We start from the raw sequence: 15,037 nt of genomic DNA on the forward strand, positions 1-15,037 counted from the left end.
CGGTAGCCTGCGTCGGCGATCGTGGAGGAAGTTGCTACGCTTTATAGTTTAACAAAGGGCTCTGCATCCCCTTCGCGGCGTTTTGTCTGAACGCTGGCTATTGATGCGCCAATGTCGGCGCATCGAACGAAGTCGCAGTTTCTCAGCTACATAGCCTGGGAGGCAGACGGCAGGTTCCAAATCGTCCTCAACCTCGATCACGCTGCACCGGCATTGGGCAGCTCCGAGCCCGAACATACCAATGCTGCGCATTGAACGAATGACTGCTCTAACGACGGCGATCTGAATCAGTCGACATACGGAACGAAGGGTATGCGTTCTCTGACAGCCACCATTGGGATCAACTCTTTGGCTGCGCTTTGAAAGTGTGCTGATGCGTTGTGTGCATCCCAGCCTGCCGCGTTGACGTATAGTTCGTAAACAAAGAACGAATTCGGATTGGTCGGGGACCGGTAAGGCATGAAAAATTTCACACCTTCCTCTGCCATCGTCGGCGCAGTCAGACGTTCAAGAATTTCCGCAACAGCGTCGGCCTCGCCGTCATTTGCGACAATATTAATCGCGACGACAAAGCCGTCATTTAGGTTTGCTGCCGCTTGATCGGATTAATTTACCATGTGCTTACGTCCGGCTTGTCAGAAGACGCAAACCAGCCAAAGCAAAGAATGTGCCAAGCACACCCTGTATAGCACGCCGCGACTTGCCATAGAGGCGCACCATCGCAGGTGTCGAAAACGCAACCGCATACATCAGGTGAATGGCGACCGAGAGTAAAAATGTGCCAACAACGATCACAGCCCCTACCCACAGTGGCGCACCCTGCTTCAAACCAAGAGAAATGATCGCAATCCAAGCGAGTGCCGCTTTAGGATTTGTCATCTGAATGATGTAACCACGCTTCAAGTAACCGAATGGAGTCCGGCGACCGCCCGCGAGTTCTTGTGCTTCGATGTCATGACGTGAGGCTGCGGATTTGAAGGACTTGTATGCGAGCCAAAGCAAATAGAGACCGCCAAAAATCTTGATCGCCAAAAGTGCCGAGGCGTAGGTAGCCAGAATGGCGGACAAACCAAACACTGTCAAAACGGCCCAAGTGAAAGAACCTGTCGCAACACCCAGTGCCAACGCCATACCAGAACGCCGATCAACGCTCATTGAAGTGCCGATGACAGCCAAGATATTTGGTCCGGGGCTGGCTATGGCGAGAAGAAAAGCGGAGTATGCGAGTAGGATTCCGGGAAGGTAAAGTGAGATTTCTTGCATGACTTAGCCCCTTGCTGAAAATTCATTTGTTCACACAATGTTCCAGAACGTGCCTTTAAGCAAACAAAACCTGATCTGGCTTCTTATTCATCCAGAGCAGCCATTGGTGCAGCTGCAGCGAAAGTCGGTTTCGTCCCGCAACTTGATCCTTGCCGTCTGAATCCTTGCTGCGCCGTGAACGAATGGTCGATATCCACGCTGCGTCGCAACACCCAGAACCAAGCAGATGCAGCGTTTTTCCTGCTGCGAGCGCTCGCAGCGAGAAAATCCAAGGTACTAGTTGGGCTCATTGCCGACCTTAGCCGCATCCGATGCGAAGGTCGGCTGTTGACCGTGGTTTGATAATTCTCGGTTATCGTTACCTCCTAGCCTAGATCATTGCAGCAATGATTGTTGGCGGACTTACAAAGTTCTGCTTCAATAGATATCCGCCAATGTCCCCCGCACTGCCCCAATTTAAAGTGCGTTGCCCGTTTTTGTAGTTGATAGGTGAATGCATCACATTTTTTGCATTTGGCGCCATTGATTATGGAACAGTTCGATTGAATGGGATATCCGCGACGATCCAGTCCAACATACTATTCAAAGTGCTTGGCGATCGCTTTAAGAGTTGATCTAGGTAGAAAAAAACTGGAACACATGGCGTAAGCTAAAAATAAAGCGCCGCCATATTGGAGACAGTCAAGTTATGACGGACTACGAAGAATTGTTTCGCAAAGAGATTGTTGAACAGACAGCGTACAACGCGGGGATTGCTATTGACCGGTTCCGTGAGGTTTATGGTGTTCCTTGTCTTGCCAAACTTGACAGTAACGAGAATCCATATGGGCCAAGCCCCCGCGCCACGAAGGCTGCACGGGACAGCATGTCACAACTGGCTTCCTATCCTGACGCAGGCACGAGCACCCTTCGTGCAGCAATTGCAAGCATCTTCAATGTGCAGGCAGATCAGATTGTCACAGGCAACGGGTCCGAAGATCTGATTGCTCTTATATACACAACGGTTCTGAGCCCCGGTGAACAGATTGTCACCACATGCCCAAGCTTTGGTCCGCATGAAATGGGCGCACAGGCATGCGGTGCGAAGGCGCAAAAGATTCAGTACAACGAAGACTGGTCCTTCCCGATTGAAGGCATCCTCGGCGCGCTTTCAAGAAGACCAAAAGTGTTGATGTTCGCTTCCCCAAATAATCCATCGGGGCCTGCGATTTCAGAAGAGGACTTTGACAGGATTGTTTCGGTATTGACGCCCGAGACGCTGTTCGTTTTTGACGAGGCTTATGTTGATTTTATTGACCCCGCGCACCGTTTCGATGCGGTTGCGAAGCTGGGTAAGACAGACCTTCCCTGGATTTCTTTGCGGACATTCTCCAAAGCCTACGGGCTTGCCGGGGCACGTATCGGATACGCCATTTGCTCCCATAACTCGATCAGCGGATCGCTGATGAAGGCCCGTTCGCCATTTGCGGTGAATGGAGCGGCCGTCGCTGCCGCAGAGGCCGCCCTTGCGGATACCGGACACCTTGAGATTTCGGTGGCCAAAATCGTTTCGGAACGGGCCCGTTTACGAACTGCGCTTTCCAGCCGCGGTTATACTGTCGCACCGTCACAAACGAACTTCCTGTTTTTCGACTGCGGGGAAAACGGCGATGCCTTCGCCGAGCGGCTCAGAAAAAACGGTGTCCTGACCAAGGGCTGGTTCGAGGAGCCGTATCTGGGATGGGTCCGTGTCTCCATCGGAACTGCCGAACAAAACGACGCGTTCCTGAAAACCTTGGACAATATCACCTAGCTTGCAGAGCAAATTGTTAACTGGGTTGTTGTGTGACTTGGGGTTTATGTAATCAACGGTCGGCCTATTGATCTTTTGGTGATGCTGTCGGCTACTTCCTGGAAAAACTCAATGTGCCACTTGCGGCTATCATCCTGGGTGTGATCCTCGGCCCGATGGCGGAACAATGCGTGAGACGCGCGCTCTTGATCAGCCGGGGCGACGCGACTGAACTTTTGACGCGCCCAATATCTGCGGAGCTGGCGGTCGCCACCGTCCTTGTCATGGTATGGACCCTTCTCAAAGTGATCCGCCGCAAGAGGGCGAGGGTGACGGATGCACGGAAATCGATAGACTGAAATCACCGTTCTCTAGTTTGCGACCAGAGTGAGTTTCGCCAATTTGGTCGAAAACTATTGAAGTCCCACACATGCTCTCATGATCAGTCAGCTGAGGCTCCAATGCGGCCGCGGTCAGCGGGCATTTAGGCTGGAAGGTTACTGCCTCATTTGGCCATAGCTGGCAGAGTGAACCCGTTGCGGATTGGCTGCAATTTCCAATGCCCGGACCTCTTCGTCACCCCTTCTTTCCAAGGAAAGCACCCTGGACAATCCTGTCGATCGTGATCGCGCAGAACAGAATTGCAAAGCCACCTAAGAGGCCTGGGCCTTTCGCAGCATATTGCAGCGCTTCAAGGATGGATTTGCCAAGACCGCCGCCACCGATGAGCGAGATGATGACCACCATGGACAGACACATGAGGATCGTCTGGTTCACGCCAGCCATGATGGAGGGAAGGGCCAAAGGGATTTCAACATCTTTAAGCAGTTGCGCCTTACTGGCCCCAAAAGCTTCTGCGGCTTCTTTGATGCTTTCTGGTACGCCGCGCATACCAAGGGCCGTCAACCGGATCACTGGCGGCATTCCAAAGATTATTGTGGCTAGAATGCCGGGTGGATTCTCAGTACCAAAGAACGCGATGATCGGGATCAGGTAGACGAAAGCAGGTAAGGTCTGCATCAGGTCCAGCACGGGTTCAGCGAAGGCATAGGCACGTTTTGATTTGCCAAACCAGATACCAAGCGGGATGCCGAACAACACGCAAATAAACACCGCAGCTCCAACAAGTGCGACCGTTTCCATGCTGACCTCCCAGAAGCCCAAAAGCGCGAGGTAAGCCATGGCAGCGACAACAAAGATCGCCACACGGGGGCCGGCAGAACGCCAGGCAACTACGGCAATGATCAGCATAACAACCGGCCAAGGCGTGCCGACAAGGCCAATGGTCAAAACATCCAGAACCCACCGAACGGCCAAAACAACAGAATCGAACCCTCCAGACCAAGCCGTCGCCGCGGCATCAATGCGATCCTCAAGGTAAGACGCAACGCTCGAATAAAGAGAGCGATTTGCCGGAAACGTATCCATTGCGCCTTCAGGGAAAAGGCCAAGACCATCAATGAATGTGGGCAACGTGAAATGGATCACTGTCAGCGGCAAAACCAACAAGAGCAGAACGAAACCAAGCACCACGTTGCGTGGTTTGACGCCGCTTTCTGTCTTTTCTGGTTGGATTCTTCCAATCTTCATACTGATGTTCATAGATGTTGTTGGCAAAGAATCCTTGCCACAGCCGGATCAGCGTAAGAAGCACAAGACCGGAGATAAGGATTCCAACCCCACCAGCAACGGCATCATTTGCCATCTCGGTGCTGCGCTCCGCAGCGGCCGTCATGTTCTCGGCAAGTTTTTCAAAACGAGACCCATCTTCACCGTTTGCGATCGCCTCGGCGGCGCGTTCGCGGAATGTCTCGGCCCGTGCAAGTTGGCTTTCAGCTTGTCGCAGGCTTTCTCCGCCAAGATCGCCCCAAAGGCCCCGACCGACCTGCACCCAAGCCAGGATTTCCAATAGCAATCCGGCCCAGAACAGGCCCCACACCCCCCGCATAGCCGCCCAAATCGGCCCAAGTAGGGCTGAGGCCATGTTGAATGTTTTGGGCATCCAGCCTGTTGCCTCATGGACTTTGGTGAAGGCGCGGATGTAGTAGTCCGGGTTCTTTTGGACGAAAACCGTGATGGAGGCATTCAGTTCTTCGTGGTCTGTCTGGATGTCGCTTGCGGCAACAACCTTGGTTTCGGTGTGAACGGCATCAGTCATTAATCTGCACTCCCCTGAATGCCTTTCAAAAGGCGCGACCTGCTGATGACACCGACGTCCATGCCGTCAGCTTCAATGATGATCGGAGCGTCGCTGTCGACAGAGAGGCTGATCAGATGATCAAGATCAACCTCGCTCGCGGCGCGTTTGGCACCTTTCAGGCTGCCACCGAAACTTGCGAAAGGTTCCATGATGTTATGTGCCTGGACGAGCTTGAGCTTGGAGATGCCTTGTGCGAACTCGCGCACGTATTCGTCAACAGGATTTGCGACAATCTCGTGCGGGGTGCCAATCTGCACGACAACACCGTCCTTCATAATTGCGATGCGGTCGCCGATACGGATGGCCTCGTCAAGATCATGGGTGATAAACAGCGTAGTCTTCTTGAGCTGCGCAACCAGCGCTTTGAACTGGTCCTGCAATTGCAGGCGGATCAATGGGTCAAGCGCCGAAAACGGCTCGTCCATCAGCAGGACTTCGGGGTCAGCGGCAAGGGCGCGGGCGATCCCCACGCGCTGTTGCATCCCGCCGGACAACTCGCTTGGGAGACGGTCTTTGTATCCCGTCAGGTCAACCAGCCCGAGCGCATGGTCGGAGATGGCCCAGCGTCGGGACTTTGGAATTTCGCGGATTTTGAGCGGGTAGGCGACATTGTCGCGGACAGATTTATGCGGCATCAGTGCCATGTGCTGGAACACCATCCCAATCTGTTCAGCACGCATGCGACGCAGCTCAGGCGGAGACATGGCATTCACATTCTGACCAAGGACGTCGATTTCGCCTGATGTGGGTTCAATCAGCCGGTTAATATGACGGACCAAAGTGGATTTTCCCGAGCCGGACAGACCCATGATGCAGAAAATCTCGCCGCGTTTGACCGAGAAGGTTGCATCCCGAACGCCGACGACGCACTGGAATTCCTCGAGAACTTCAGGTTTTGCAAGCCCACGATCAAGGATCGCTTTCATAGCTTCGTCGCTGCGGCCACCAAAGACCTTCCAGACATTGCGCAATTCTACAACAGTTTCGTCCACAGAGCCCGACCCCTTCGAATAGTTGAAAGGGCCACCCGAAAGATTGCGGATGGCCCTTGCTTGATCAGTTGCTCAACCAACCCAGGACACGGTCCTCATTGTCCGCGACCCATTTCCTCGCAAACTCCGCAGGGTCGACCCCTTGGATTGCGATCTCATAGGTCATTGCGGAGACTGAATCGGGATCGAGATCCATCGCGTTCAGCATGCTGGCCACTTGAGGGAAATCCTCTTCCAGCGACGCAGCGTAGTAGGGATAGAGATAGGCAGATGGCCAATGCACATCAGCTGACGACACTTCAAGCCAATTCGGGTCGTCCGTCGGGTGGGTGATGTTCCATCTGGCAGCGTCGTGCGGCGGTTCTTCGAGTGGGGTCACATCATGCAGTGTCCACATGTAATGGGGTGTATAGCATACGCCCACCCAACCTTCGCCAGCCTCAATGGCAGCATCAAGGTTCGCATAAGCCAGCGTATCGTCGATTTCGAGCAGTTCTAGCGTTTCCTCGTAGCCATAGGATTTGGCGCGGATCCGTTCGATATTGGTGGACGCCCAGCCCGTCGCCCCGATCCAAATCTCGCCCTTGCCGTCACCGTTGCTGTCGAACAGCGCGGCGACGCTTGGGTCTGTCAGATCGTCAATGGAGGTGATGCCATGCTCTTCGGCAAATGCTGTGGGCACACACATGGCTGTAAAGGCCTCAACACCTTCGCCACCACCGCGCATGACCGTTTTTTTGTCAACGAGATAGGTGTCATGCAGGTTCTGCTGGTTTGGAATCCAGACCTCCGGATGAATGTGCATGGAGCCAGAGTCCATGGCTTCGAAAATGATTGGATTCGTACCGTTTTGGACTTCGACCGACAGACCAAGGTTATCCTCGATCACAACTTTGATGATATTGCCAACGGCGTTAACGGACGGCCAATTCGGGATACCGATCACAATATCCTCTGCCATGGCAGACGTCGCGGTTCCCAGAATTACGGTTGTCGAAAGGCATAGCGCTTTCAAGGTCATCGGTTTCATACTCCTCTGTTAGTGATTCATAATGTGAAAATCATTTTTCGTAATATACAAAAGAGCGACTCATAACCAACTTGTCAACACGCACGATTAATGCGCCACATCGAAGGCACGACGTGGCGCATCATTCGGGAGAGTGTGGAATGTAAGGTGGCCTAGGAAATCATGCGCCCAAAACGGGCCGAAATCTCAGCTGCGCTCTCTTTCAACATCGGCGCATTGCCAAGCAGGTCATCAGAAGAGATATGGTGGGTTGGCGACCAAAGGCTCATCGCCGCCAAAATCCGATTATCATAGTCAAGGATTGGGGCAGCAATGCCGCGGACTTGCCAAAACTCCTCACGATTGGAAAAGGCAAACCCATCATTGCGGATCGTCGCAAGTTCCGTCCTGAGCTTGTCCTCATCGGTGATTGTGTTCTCGGTAAACTTCTCAAGCTTAGCCGTTTCAAAGTATGCACTTTGCTCTGTATCCGTCATGAATGCTAAGAACACTTTGCCTGCGGCGGTACAGTGAAGTTCTGACTGGCCGCCGATCTTGATGGCAAATTTATATGGTTTTGGAATGCGCGTGCGGATGAACGTGACAGTCGTCTCGCTCAAAACAGAGATTGCGACATTCAGACCAGTGGCCGCACTGAGACCGACCAGATCCTGATCTTCGATGAGCGATAGATCGGTCTTTTGCCACGCTGCACGCGCCCAGCTGACGAGTTTTGGACCGACGGCGTAAAGCTTTTCGCGTTCGTCAAAAGTCACTAGACCTTGGCCAATCAGGATCGATAGGATGCGGTAAACCGATGATTTGTTGATGCCGCTTTGCTCAATGATCTCGGTCTGGCTGAGTTTGCCTGGCGCTTGAGCGAGAAGGTCGACGACGACAACGCTCTTCTCGACAATCGAACTTTGAACGTCTCTGACCATGCAAGCTCCTTCAGTTGGTTTATAGTGCTACTCGCGGCCACGTCTGAAATCAACCGCACAGAGGGTGACCATGCGCCATGGCGATCACCCTTTTGAAATAGAATTTGACACCCGCCAGATCGCGGGACTAGAACATATTGTGGATTTTAGTTTTCACATTGCGGAATCATTGAGGGTATCCCGGCATGTCAGAAACATATGATGTAATTGTCATCGGCGGCGGCATCGTCGGTTGCAGTGTTCTGTATGGATTGGCCGAGCGTGGGATTACAAACACGCTTCTTCTTGAGAAGAACGAGCTTACATCCGGCTCGACCTGGCATGCGGCAGGCAACTGCACCCACTTTGGCCACGACGCGGAGATCACGCAACTCTACATCAATTCCCTTAAAACGTATGAACGCGCGCAGGCGGAATCAGGCCAGGCGATCGGGTTCCACAAAACCGGTAGTTTGAGGTTTGCCAGTTCAGCGGCCGAGCTTGCGGCCTATCAGGCGCTCACGCCGATGTATGAACGGCTTGGTATCGCGTATGAGGTTGTTACACCTGAGCGGATCACGAAGTTGCATCCATTGGTGAATGTCGAGGGCGTTTTGGGTGCTGCTTATACGCCCGATGATGGCCACGTGGACCCGACCGGGGCGACCCACGCGCTTGCTGCATCCGCGCGGATGCGCGGGGCCAGGATTTTGCGACATCATCCGGTCGATGGCATTGCGAAAGTGGCAGATGGGACGTGGGAAATCACAGCCAAAGGGCAAGTGTTCCGTGCCGAAAAAATCGTTGTCGCGACAAGCTTCTGGGCGCGAGAAATGTTGCTTCCTTTGGGTATTGACCTGCCGCTTTATGCGCTTGAGCACCACGAAATCGTTACCGAGGCGCATCCCGAAGTTGAGGCGCTTGGGTGGGAACTGCCGACCGTCCGCGATCCTGTCATCCCTGGTAATGTGCGGCAGGAAGGGAACGGGTTCCTGATCGGCATCTATGAACAGGAGCCAAAGCCATGGAACACAGGAGGTATCCCGCCAGAATTTGGTCAAGAGCTTTTGGTGCCAGATATTGACCGACTGATGGACAATCTTGAGGTGGCCATGTGGCGCTTCCCGGCACTGGCCGAGGCCGGGATTAAGGTCGCGAACAACGGACCACTTTGTTACGCGCCGGACGGCATGCCCGTTCTCGGCCCTATCGCCGGACATTACGGATTATGGATGGCGTCAGCGTTCCATGTTGGTATTGGAACTGGCGGTGGAGCAGGGCAGTTCCTGAGCGACTGGATTGCTAATGGGGAACCACCCTACAGCTTGCCCGCCGTACATCCGGACCGCTTCAACATGCCGATCTCGCGCGAAAAGGCTGTTGCTGACTGCCTTCGTCACTATGCGGCTGGATATGCCACACCGAAGGATGATCTTGCGGTCGCATAAGCCAGTGCTGTGAAAATCCATCGAATACGAACCAATACCGAAAGACCCTCATGAAAAAGCTGATCAATCGTCCTGAGCACTATGTCGACGAAGTCCTCGAAGGCATGGCGCTTGCACACCCCGGCACCTATTCTATCGGTGGGGAAACCGGTCGTATGCTGCACCGACCGACACCTGTAGATGGGAAAGTTGGTGTCGTATCTGGCGGTGGCTTTGGGCATATCCCGGTCTTTGCGGGCTACATCGGGGATGGGCTGCTTGATGCCTGCGCTGTTGGGGATGTCTTTGCATCGCCCGACATGAATCCGATGCTCGAATCAATCAAGTTTGCTGACAGCGGCAAAGGTGTCCTTTGTGTCGTAGGTAACTACGGCGGCGACCGGATGAACTTCGATATGGCCTGTGAAATGGCCGAGATGGATGACATCGAGGCGATCAAGGTGATTGTCGCCGATGATGTGGCCAGTGCCGCGACTGATGAAGCCGAGAAACGCCGTGGCGTCGCCGGTTTTGTCTATGTTGCCAAGGTCGCAGGTGCGGCAGCAGCTGAGGGCCGCTCCCTCCCTGAGACAGCTGCTGCCGCGCAAAAGGCCGCTGACGCCTGCCGCTCGATCGGCGTTGCTTTGTCATCCTGCGTCGTTCCACAGGCGGGAAAGCCAACATTTGAAATCGCCGATGATGAGATTGAAATCGGCATGGGCATACATGGCGAACCCGGGGTTGGCCGCAGCAAACTGAGCACAGTAGACGATGTAACCGACGCGATGATGGATCGTCTTTTCGCCGACAAGCCGGCGGGCGAGGGCGATCGTGTCGCGATCCTTGTTAATGGACTGGGTGCGACCCCCATCGAAGAGCTGTACCTGATGTTCCGCCGCGCCAAAGCGCGCCTGGACGACCTCGGCGTTGAACTGGCGGACATTCGGGTCGGCAACTATGCAACGTCAATGGAGATGGCTGGTGCCTCCATAACCCTCATGCATTTGGATGAAGACCTTGAAAAGCTGTTGAAGGCGAACGCGGTCTGTCCGTTCTGGAGCAATTGAAATGACACTGACAACCGACACACTTCGTCGTGCCATCACGCGGATTGCAGACAAGATTGATCCCATCGGCGAAGAGTTGAATGAGCTTGACGGGCGTTTGGGTGATGGCGACCTCGGTGTTACATTGGTCAATGGTTTCCGGAATATGAAAACGGCGACGGAGCTTATGCAGGGTGATGTTGGTATGGCCTTGTTTCAAGCAGCAAAAGCCATGACCTCGGTGTCAGGTTCAAGTTTTGGTACATTGATGGCAACCGCTTTGATGGCCGCCGGGAAAACGGTCAAGGATAGAGAGTGTATTGAATGGTCCGAAATCCCGGACCTCCTTCAAGCGGCTCAAGAGGCTATGATGATGCGCGGTGGGGCCAATCTCGGTGACAAGACGCTCCTGGATTCCATGGATGCCATCATCACCGCAATCCAAGGCATCGACGCATCAGACGCGATGTATGCATCGGCGTCCAAAGCAGCTAATGAAGCGCTTGCGATGTTCAAAGACAAACCCAACAAGATCGGCCGCGCCCGCGTCTATGAAGAAAAATCCATTGGCCTCGAAGACCCAGGCATGGTGGCCATGGTACGCCTCGTCGACGCTCTACAGGCTTAGAAGGGTCGCGATCTTCCCGTCAAACTACATGCGGTAACTCCGGGGCGATTGGCCGAATGTGTTCCGAAACAGTGTCGAAAAATTCTGCATGTTGGAAAAACCATGCCGAAACGCGATCTCACTGATGGACAAACGCTGGAACCGCCTGTCGCGCAGATCGCTGGCCACTGCATCCAGACGCATCTTGCGAATGAAGGCGCTGATCGAGGTGTCTTCCTTAGAGAAGATATCATTCAACCGGCGCACTGACATGCCAATTTCGGTTGCGACCAGATTGCGATCAAGATCAGGATCACCAAGGTTGGCGCGGATAAAGGATTTCGCGCGCAGCATCACATGCTGTTCAGGCGATGACAGTTCGATCTTGTCGGCCCCGTGGGACGCAAGCCCGGTGGCGATCAGGTCAATCAGCGTATCCTGCAACAACGACTGCACCATGGGATTGGCGGTTTTCACATGCTCAGCAAAGGCCAGCACATTCTCACGCACCAGCTTGCCGATCCCAGATTGCCCGTCGATCTTGCGTGCGGTCAACATTTCAGCGTTGGGCAAGCGTTCGATCAACTTGGCAGATGGAAGCTGCACAACGGTTTTTGAAAAGTCATTGCTTAGTTTCAGCATGTAGGGGTCCGTGCTGCTGTACAGCGCCATATCGCCCGGGTGCAAGAGCGCTGTTTTACCAAACTGCATCACCTGCGATGACTCGGCTGTTTGCAGGCTCAGCAAAAAGTAGGACTCCGCCGCAGCCGAAATATCGCGCTTGCGCCGCTCAACAGTATGCGACAGGCCTGCGACCTTTGATATCGACACAACAGAATGTCGGGCGATATCAATCAATCCACGGAAATTGCTGCGATTTTCGGTGTCACATCCAAGCTGCACATAGCTGTCACACACGGATTCACGCCAATAGGCAAAGCGATCCTGTGGTGCGACGTCGTCTGTGTCGTAGCGGGTTTGGATGTCCATCGAAATTAGTCCCAAAGTTAACCAATTATGCCGGTCCCGCTCAAAAACACAAGTTTTTCCGCCCAAATCCAAAAGCAGGGGCGTGCCCCCTCATGCAGCCTGATGGTTAGAAATTGGGAGGAATACTATGTCTACACAATCCAAAATTGCCGCCGTTCAGGCCGCCCCGTGCTTTCTTGATCTTGATGCTGGCATCGACAAGGCCATTGGTTTGATCGAAGAAGCCGCCGCCAATGGGGCCAATCTGGTTGCATTCTCTGAGACCTGGCTGCCGGGCTACCCGAACCACATTTGGTTGGGCCCGGTTGCCTGGCAGATGCAATTTGTCGGGCGCTACTTCGACAATTCCATTGTGGCTGGTTCGGCGCATGAACAAAAGCTGGCAAAGGCCTGCCGCGACAACAACATCCAGCTTTCTATCGGTGTGTCCGAACGCGACGGCGGTTCGCTTTATATAGCCCAGTGGCACTTTGATGAGACCGGCGAGGTCATCAACCGCCGCCGCAAGCTGAAGCCTACCCATGTTGAGCGGACGGTTTATGGCGAAGGCGATGGCTCTGACTTGCGCGTCGTCGATACATCCATCGGTCGCGTCGGGCAGCTTGCCTGTTGGGAGCATCTTCAGCCCCTGTCAAAATATGCGATGTATGCGGACAACGAACAAATCCACGTCGCCGCTTGGCCCAACCTTGCGCTTTATGAAGGTACGGCCTACGCGCTTGGACATCAGGTGAACAACGCCGCTTCGATGATTTACGCGGTTGAAGGATCCTGCTTCGTGCTTGCCCCCTGTTCCCTTGTGACCAAGGAAATGCAGGACATGCTGTGCGAAGGAAACCCCGAGAAAGAAGCGCTTTTCCCAGTGGGTGGTGGTTATACTGCGATCTACGGCCCCGATGGGTCTGAACTGGCCGCACGTATTCCCCATGATCAGGAAGGCATCATGTATGCCGATATTGATCTGCACATGATTGGCTATGCCAAGGCCGCTGCTGACCCGGCGGGCCATTACGCCAAGCGCGACAGCACGCGTCTGATGATCAACCGCAAAAAACAGTCTGCCGTTGTAGACTTTGATGATGCCGCTGGCTGGGAAGAAGTCACCGAGCAGCGCGCAGTGCCTGCCGAGGCCGCTGAATAGAAAACCGTTCCGCGGCCCTGCATCCCTTGCGGGGTCGCCCATGTTTTCAGGGAGGTCAACATGTCAGAACCAACACCAGCCATTCCAACGCACGACGATTTTTATACCGATGCGCAGCGCAAGTTGCAGGATGAGAATGGCACAACCAAACTGTCCCACGCAGTCGTTCAGGCTATCGTGCGTGACGAACTGGAAGACTACCACATCGACTATATCGAAAGCCGCGACTACTTTTTCTTGTCCACCGTGACAGCCGAGGGGGAGCCGACGGTATCGTACAAAGGTGGCCCAGTGGGCTTTGTCAAACATTTGGGCGATGGCAAGCTTGTCTTCCCGAACTACGATGGCAACGGGATGTGGCTGTCGATGGGGAATATTGATGCGGCCGCAAAGGTTGGCATGTTGTTCATGGATTTCGAAACCCCGTGGCGCATTCGTGTGCAGGGTGATGCGAAACTGTCCAAAGACCCCGACCTGATGGCTCATTTCCCCGGCTGCAACATGGTCGCATTGGTTGATGTGACCCGCGTGTTCCAGAATTGCGCCCGGATGATCCACAAGCACAAACGGGTCGAAGATCATTCGATCTATGTGCCAGACGCCGAAGGCAAACAGCCCTTCCCGGCGTGGAAACGGATCGCCCCGTTACAGGATTTTCTGCCCGAAAAAGATCAGGGCAAAGCCGCTGAACACGGCGGGCTGATCACCGAAGAAGAATACATGGGCAAAGTCATGGACGGAACGTCCTAAGCCCCACACACTTCCAACAGGAGACTACCAATGAAACTGCAATTCACCCTGACAACAGGGGCGGCGGCGCTTTGCCTTGCCCTGACTGGCACAACCGCCGCTGCCGATGGCCACGCCCCGACTTGCGGGCTGAATACAGGCGAGGCAGCAAGTGGCGACCCGATCAAAGTCGGCGGCATCAACGGTAACGCCCCTCCCGGAGACTTTTCCGGCGGCACAGATGCGGCTGCGGCCTATTTTGACTGCGTGAACGCCAACGGCGGTATCAATGGGCGTCCCATCGAATACATCGTTGAGAACGATCAGTGGAACCCGGAGCTGGCCGGTCAGGTCGCCACCAAGCTGGTCAAGGATGAAGGCGTTGTCGCGCTCGTCGGAAACGGTTCTGTCGTGTCCATGGCTGTGAACGCGGGGCTTTATAAGGACGAAGATGTGATGGTCATGGCCTCGGGCTGTGCGATCTCGGAATGCTACGAATCCGCGAACATTGTCTCAACCAACCAAGGCCCGCTGCCTTCCGGCATCGGCGCGCTGACCTACGCCGTGGAAGAGCTTGGCACCACAAATGCCGCCTGTATCGGCTTCAACATCCCCAATAACGGCGGCTGGGCTTGCGATTGGATGGAGGACTACATGTCCAGCCAAGGGCTGACGGGCACGTCAATCCTGATGGACCCAACAGCGGTCGATCTGAACTCGGTCTACCTACAAGCGATTGCGGAAGGGGCTGACACGATCCTTTTGATGCTGCCTGCGGGTCCGGCCATTGGTTTGCTGAAAGTCGCAGAAGAACAGGGCGGGCGTGATCTGTTCACGTGGGTCTCTCCGACACCGCTTTATGAACCGGGCGTGGCTGAAGTGCTGGGTGACTACTGGAACGATAACCTGCATATCCATATCGAGCTGGCACCATTCGACAGC

The 15,037-nt window shown here is 54.4% G+C and carries 15 protein-coding genes; 7 read left to right on the top strand and 8 right to left on the bottom strand.

Annotation, left to right across the window (positions count from 1 at the left end):
* Nucleotides 1-287: 287 nt before the first annotated feature.
* Both ACZ1G5_RS19720 and ACZ1G5_RS19725 read right to left on the bottom strand, forming a co-directional pair.
* Nucleotides 288-560: a putative quinol monooxygenase gene (locus tag ACZ1G5_RS19720; RefSeq protein WP_472734608.1), complete on the bottom strand. Its 273-nt coding sequence runs from the start codon at nucleotides 558-560 to the stop codon at nucleotides 288-290.
* Nucleotides 561-621: 61 nt separating this feature from the next.
* Entirely contained in the window at nucleotides 622-1,263 is a 642-nt protein-coding gene (locus tag ACZ1G5_RS19725; RefSeq protein ID WP_472734592.1) for a LysE family translocator, read from the bottom strand.
* A 688-nt stretch (nucleotides 1,264-1,951) separates the two neighbouring features.
* On the opposite strand from ACZ1G5_RS19725, the gene hisC reads away from it, so the two are divergent.
* The gene (hisC, locus tag ACZ1G5_RS19730) at nucleotides 1,952-3,055 is read left to right on the top strand and encodes a histidinol-phosphate transaminase (RefSeq protein WP_472734593.1); all 1,104 of its coding nucleotides are present in this window, start codon (nucleotides 1,952-1,954) and stop codon (nucleotides 3,053-3,055) included.
* 555 nt (nucleotides 3,056-3,610) lie between these two features.
* Here the strand turns inward: hisC and ACZ1G5_RS19735 are convergent.
* From ACZ1G5_RS19735 to ACZ1G5_RS19755, 5 genes are all read right to left on the bottom strand, one after another.
* Nucleotides 3,611-4,462: an ABC transporter permease gene (locus ACZ1G5_RS19735; protein WP_472734609.1), complete on the bottom strand. Its 852-nt coding sequence runs from the start codon at nucleotides 4,460-4,462 to the stop codon at nucleotides 3,611-3,613.
* 28 nt (nucleotides 4,463-4,490) lie between these two features.
* Entirely contained in the window at nucleotides 4,491-5,192 is a 702-nt protein-coding gene (locus ACZ1G5_RS19740) for a hypothetical protein (protein WP_472734594.1), read from the bottom strand.
* Nucleotides 5,192-6,226 carry a quaternary amine ABC transporter ATP-binding protein gene (locus ACZ1G5_RS19745; protein WP_472734595.1) on the bottom strand — a complete coding sequence of 345 codons (1,035 nt, stop codon included), beginning with the start codon at nucleotides 6,224-6,226 and terminating at the stop codon, nucleotides 5,192-5,194. The genes ACZ1G5_RS19740 and ACZ1G5_RS19745 overlap by 1 nt, the downstream gene beginning before the upstream one ends.
* A 64-nt stretch (nucleotides 6,227-6,290) precedes the next feature.
* Complete coding sequence (locus tag ACZ1G5_RS19750) at nucleotides 6,291-7,187, bottom strand: ABC transporter substrate-binding protein (RefSeq protein ID WP_472734596.1); 897 nt, start codon at nucleotides 7,185-7,187, stop codon at nucleotides 6,291-6,293.
* 221 nt (nucleotides 7,188-7,408) lie between these two features.
* The gene (locus ACZ1G5_RS19755) at nucleotides 7,409-8,176 is read right to left on the bottom strand and encodes an IclR family transcriptional regulator (RefSeq protein WP_472734597.1); all 768 of its coding nucleotides are present in this window, start codon (nucleotides 8,174-8,176) and stop codon (nucleotides 7,409-7,411) included.
* A 185-nt stretch (nucleotides 8,177-8,361) separates the two neighbouring features.
* Here ACZ1G5_RS19755 and ACZ1G5_RS19760 point away from each other — a divergent pair, with 185 nt between their 5' ends.
* Genes ACZ1G5_RS19760 through ACZ1G5_RS19770 form a run of 3 tightly spaced genes read left to right on the top strand, consistent with a single transcriptional unit; the run spans nucleotide 8,362 to nucleotide 11,256 of the window.
* Nucleotides 8,362-9,603 (top strand): NAD(P)/FAD-dependent oxidoreductase, encoded by a 1,242-nt coding sequence (locus ACZ1G5_RS19760; RefSeq protein ID WP_472734598.1) that lies wholly within the window; start codon nucleotides 8,362-8,364, stop codon nucleotides 9,601-9,603.
* Between the two features lie 50 nt (nucleotides 9,604-9,653).
* Complete coding sequence (locus ACZ1G5_RS19765; RefSeq protein ID WP_472734599.1) at nucleotides 9,654-10,649, top strand: dihydroxyacetone kinase subunit DhaK; 996 nt, start codon at nucleotides 9,654-9,656, stop codon at nucleotides 10,647-10,649.
* A 1-nt stretch (nucleotide 10,650) separates the two neighbouring features.
* Nucleotides 10,651-11,256 (top strand): dihydroxyacetone kinase subunit L, encoded by a 606-nt coding sequence (locus ACZ1G5_RS19770; protein ID WP_472734600.1) that lies wholly within the window; start codon nucleotides 10,651-10,653, stop codon nucleotides 11,254-11,256.
* Between the two features lie 24 nt (nucleotides 11,257-11,280).
* Here the strand turns inward: ACZ1G5_RS19770 and ACZ1G5_RS19775 are convergent, their stop codons facing one another.
* Nucleotides 11,281-12,225, bottom strand: coding sequence for an AraC-like ligand-binding domain-containing protein (locus ACZ1G5_RS19775; protein WP_472734601.1), 945 nt, complete (start codon nucleotides 12,223-12,225; stop codon nucleotides 11,281-11,283).
* A gap of 127 nt (nucleotides 12,226-12,352) precedes the next feature.
* Between ACZ1G5_RS19775 and ACZ1G5_RS19780 the strand changes: the two genes are divergently transcribed.
* The 3 genes from ACZ1G5_RS19780 to ACZ1G5_RS19790 all read left to right on the top strand — a co-directional run.
* Entirely contained in the window at nucleotides 12,353-13,366 is a 1,014-nt protein-coding gene (locus ACZ1G5_RS19780; protein WP_472734602.1) for a carbon-nitrogen hydrolase family protein, read from the top strand.
* A 60-nt stretch (nucleotides 13,367-13,426) separates the two neighbouring features.
* Nucleotides 13,427-14,116, top strand: a complete 690-nt coding sequence (locus ACZ1G5_RS19785; RefSeq protein WP_472734603.1) for a pyridoxamine 5'-phosphate oxidase family protein — start codon at nucleotides 13,427-13,429, stop codon at nucleotides 14,114-14,116.
* A gap of 30 nt (nucleotides 14,117-14,146) precedes the next feature.
* On the top strand, nucleotides 14,147-15,037 hold an 891-nt coding region (locus tag ACZ1G5_RS19790), incomplete at its 3' end, for an ABC transporter substrate-binding protein (RefSeq protein ID WP_472734604.1).

The organism is Yoonia sp. JB2-21, assembly GCF_055693545.1.

What these genes read in the sequence shown, in the direction of transcription:
- ACZ1G5_RS19725 (WP_472734592.1), bottom strand. Translation starts at nt 1,263, where the DNA reads ATGCAAGAAATCTCACTTTACCTTCCCGGAATCCTACTCGCATACTCC.
- hisC (WP_472734593.1), top strand. Translation starts at nt 1,952, where the DNA reads ATGACGGACTACGAAGAATTGTTTCGCAAAGAGATTGTTGAACAGACA.
- ACZ1G5_RS19735 (WP_472734609.1), bottom strand. Translation starts at nt 4,462, where the DNA reads ATGGATACGTTTCCGGCAAATCGCTCTCTTTATTCGAGCGTTGCGTCT.
- ACZ1G5_RS19740 (WP_472734594.1), bottom strand. Translation starts at nt 5,192, where the DNA reads ATGACTGATGCCGTTCACACCGAAACCAAGGTTGTTGCCGCAAGCGAC.
- ACZ1G5_RS19750 (WP_472734596.1), bottom strand. Translation starts at nt 7,187, where the DNA reads ATGGCAGAGGATATTGTGATCGGTATCCCGAATTGGCCGTCCGTTAAC.
- ACZ1G5_RS19755 (WP_472734597.1), bottom strand. Translation starts at nt 8,176, where the DNA reads ATGGTCAGAGACGTTCAAAGTTCGATTGTCGAGAAGAGCGTTGTCGTC.
- ACZ1G5_RS19760 (WP_472734598.1), top strand. Translation starts at nt 8,362, where the DNA reads ATGTCAGAAACATATGATGTAATTGTCATCGGCGGCGGCATCGTCGGT.
- ACZ1G5_RS19765 (WP_472734599.1), top strand. Translation starts at nt 9,654, where the DNA reads ATGAAAAAGCTGATCAATCGTCCTGAGCACTATGTCGACGAAGTCCTC.
- ACZ1G5_RS19770 (WP_472734600.1), top strand. Translation starts at nt 10,651, where the DNA reads ATGACACTGACAACCGACACACTTCGTCGTGCCATCACGCGGATTGCA.
- ACZ1G5_RS19775 (WP_472734601.1), bottom strand. Translation starts at nt 12,225, where the DNA reads ATGGACATCCAAACCCGCTACGACACAGACGACGTCGCACCACAGGAT.
- ACZ1G5_RS19780 (WP_472734602.1), top strand. Translation starts at nt 12,353, where the DNA reads ATGTCTACACAATCCAAAATTGCCGCCGTTCAGGCCGCCCCGTGCTTT.
- ACZ1G5_RS19785 (WP_472734603.1), top strand. Translation starts at nt 13,427, where the DNA reads ATGTCAGAACCAACACCAGCCATTCCAACGCACGACGATTTTTATACC.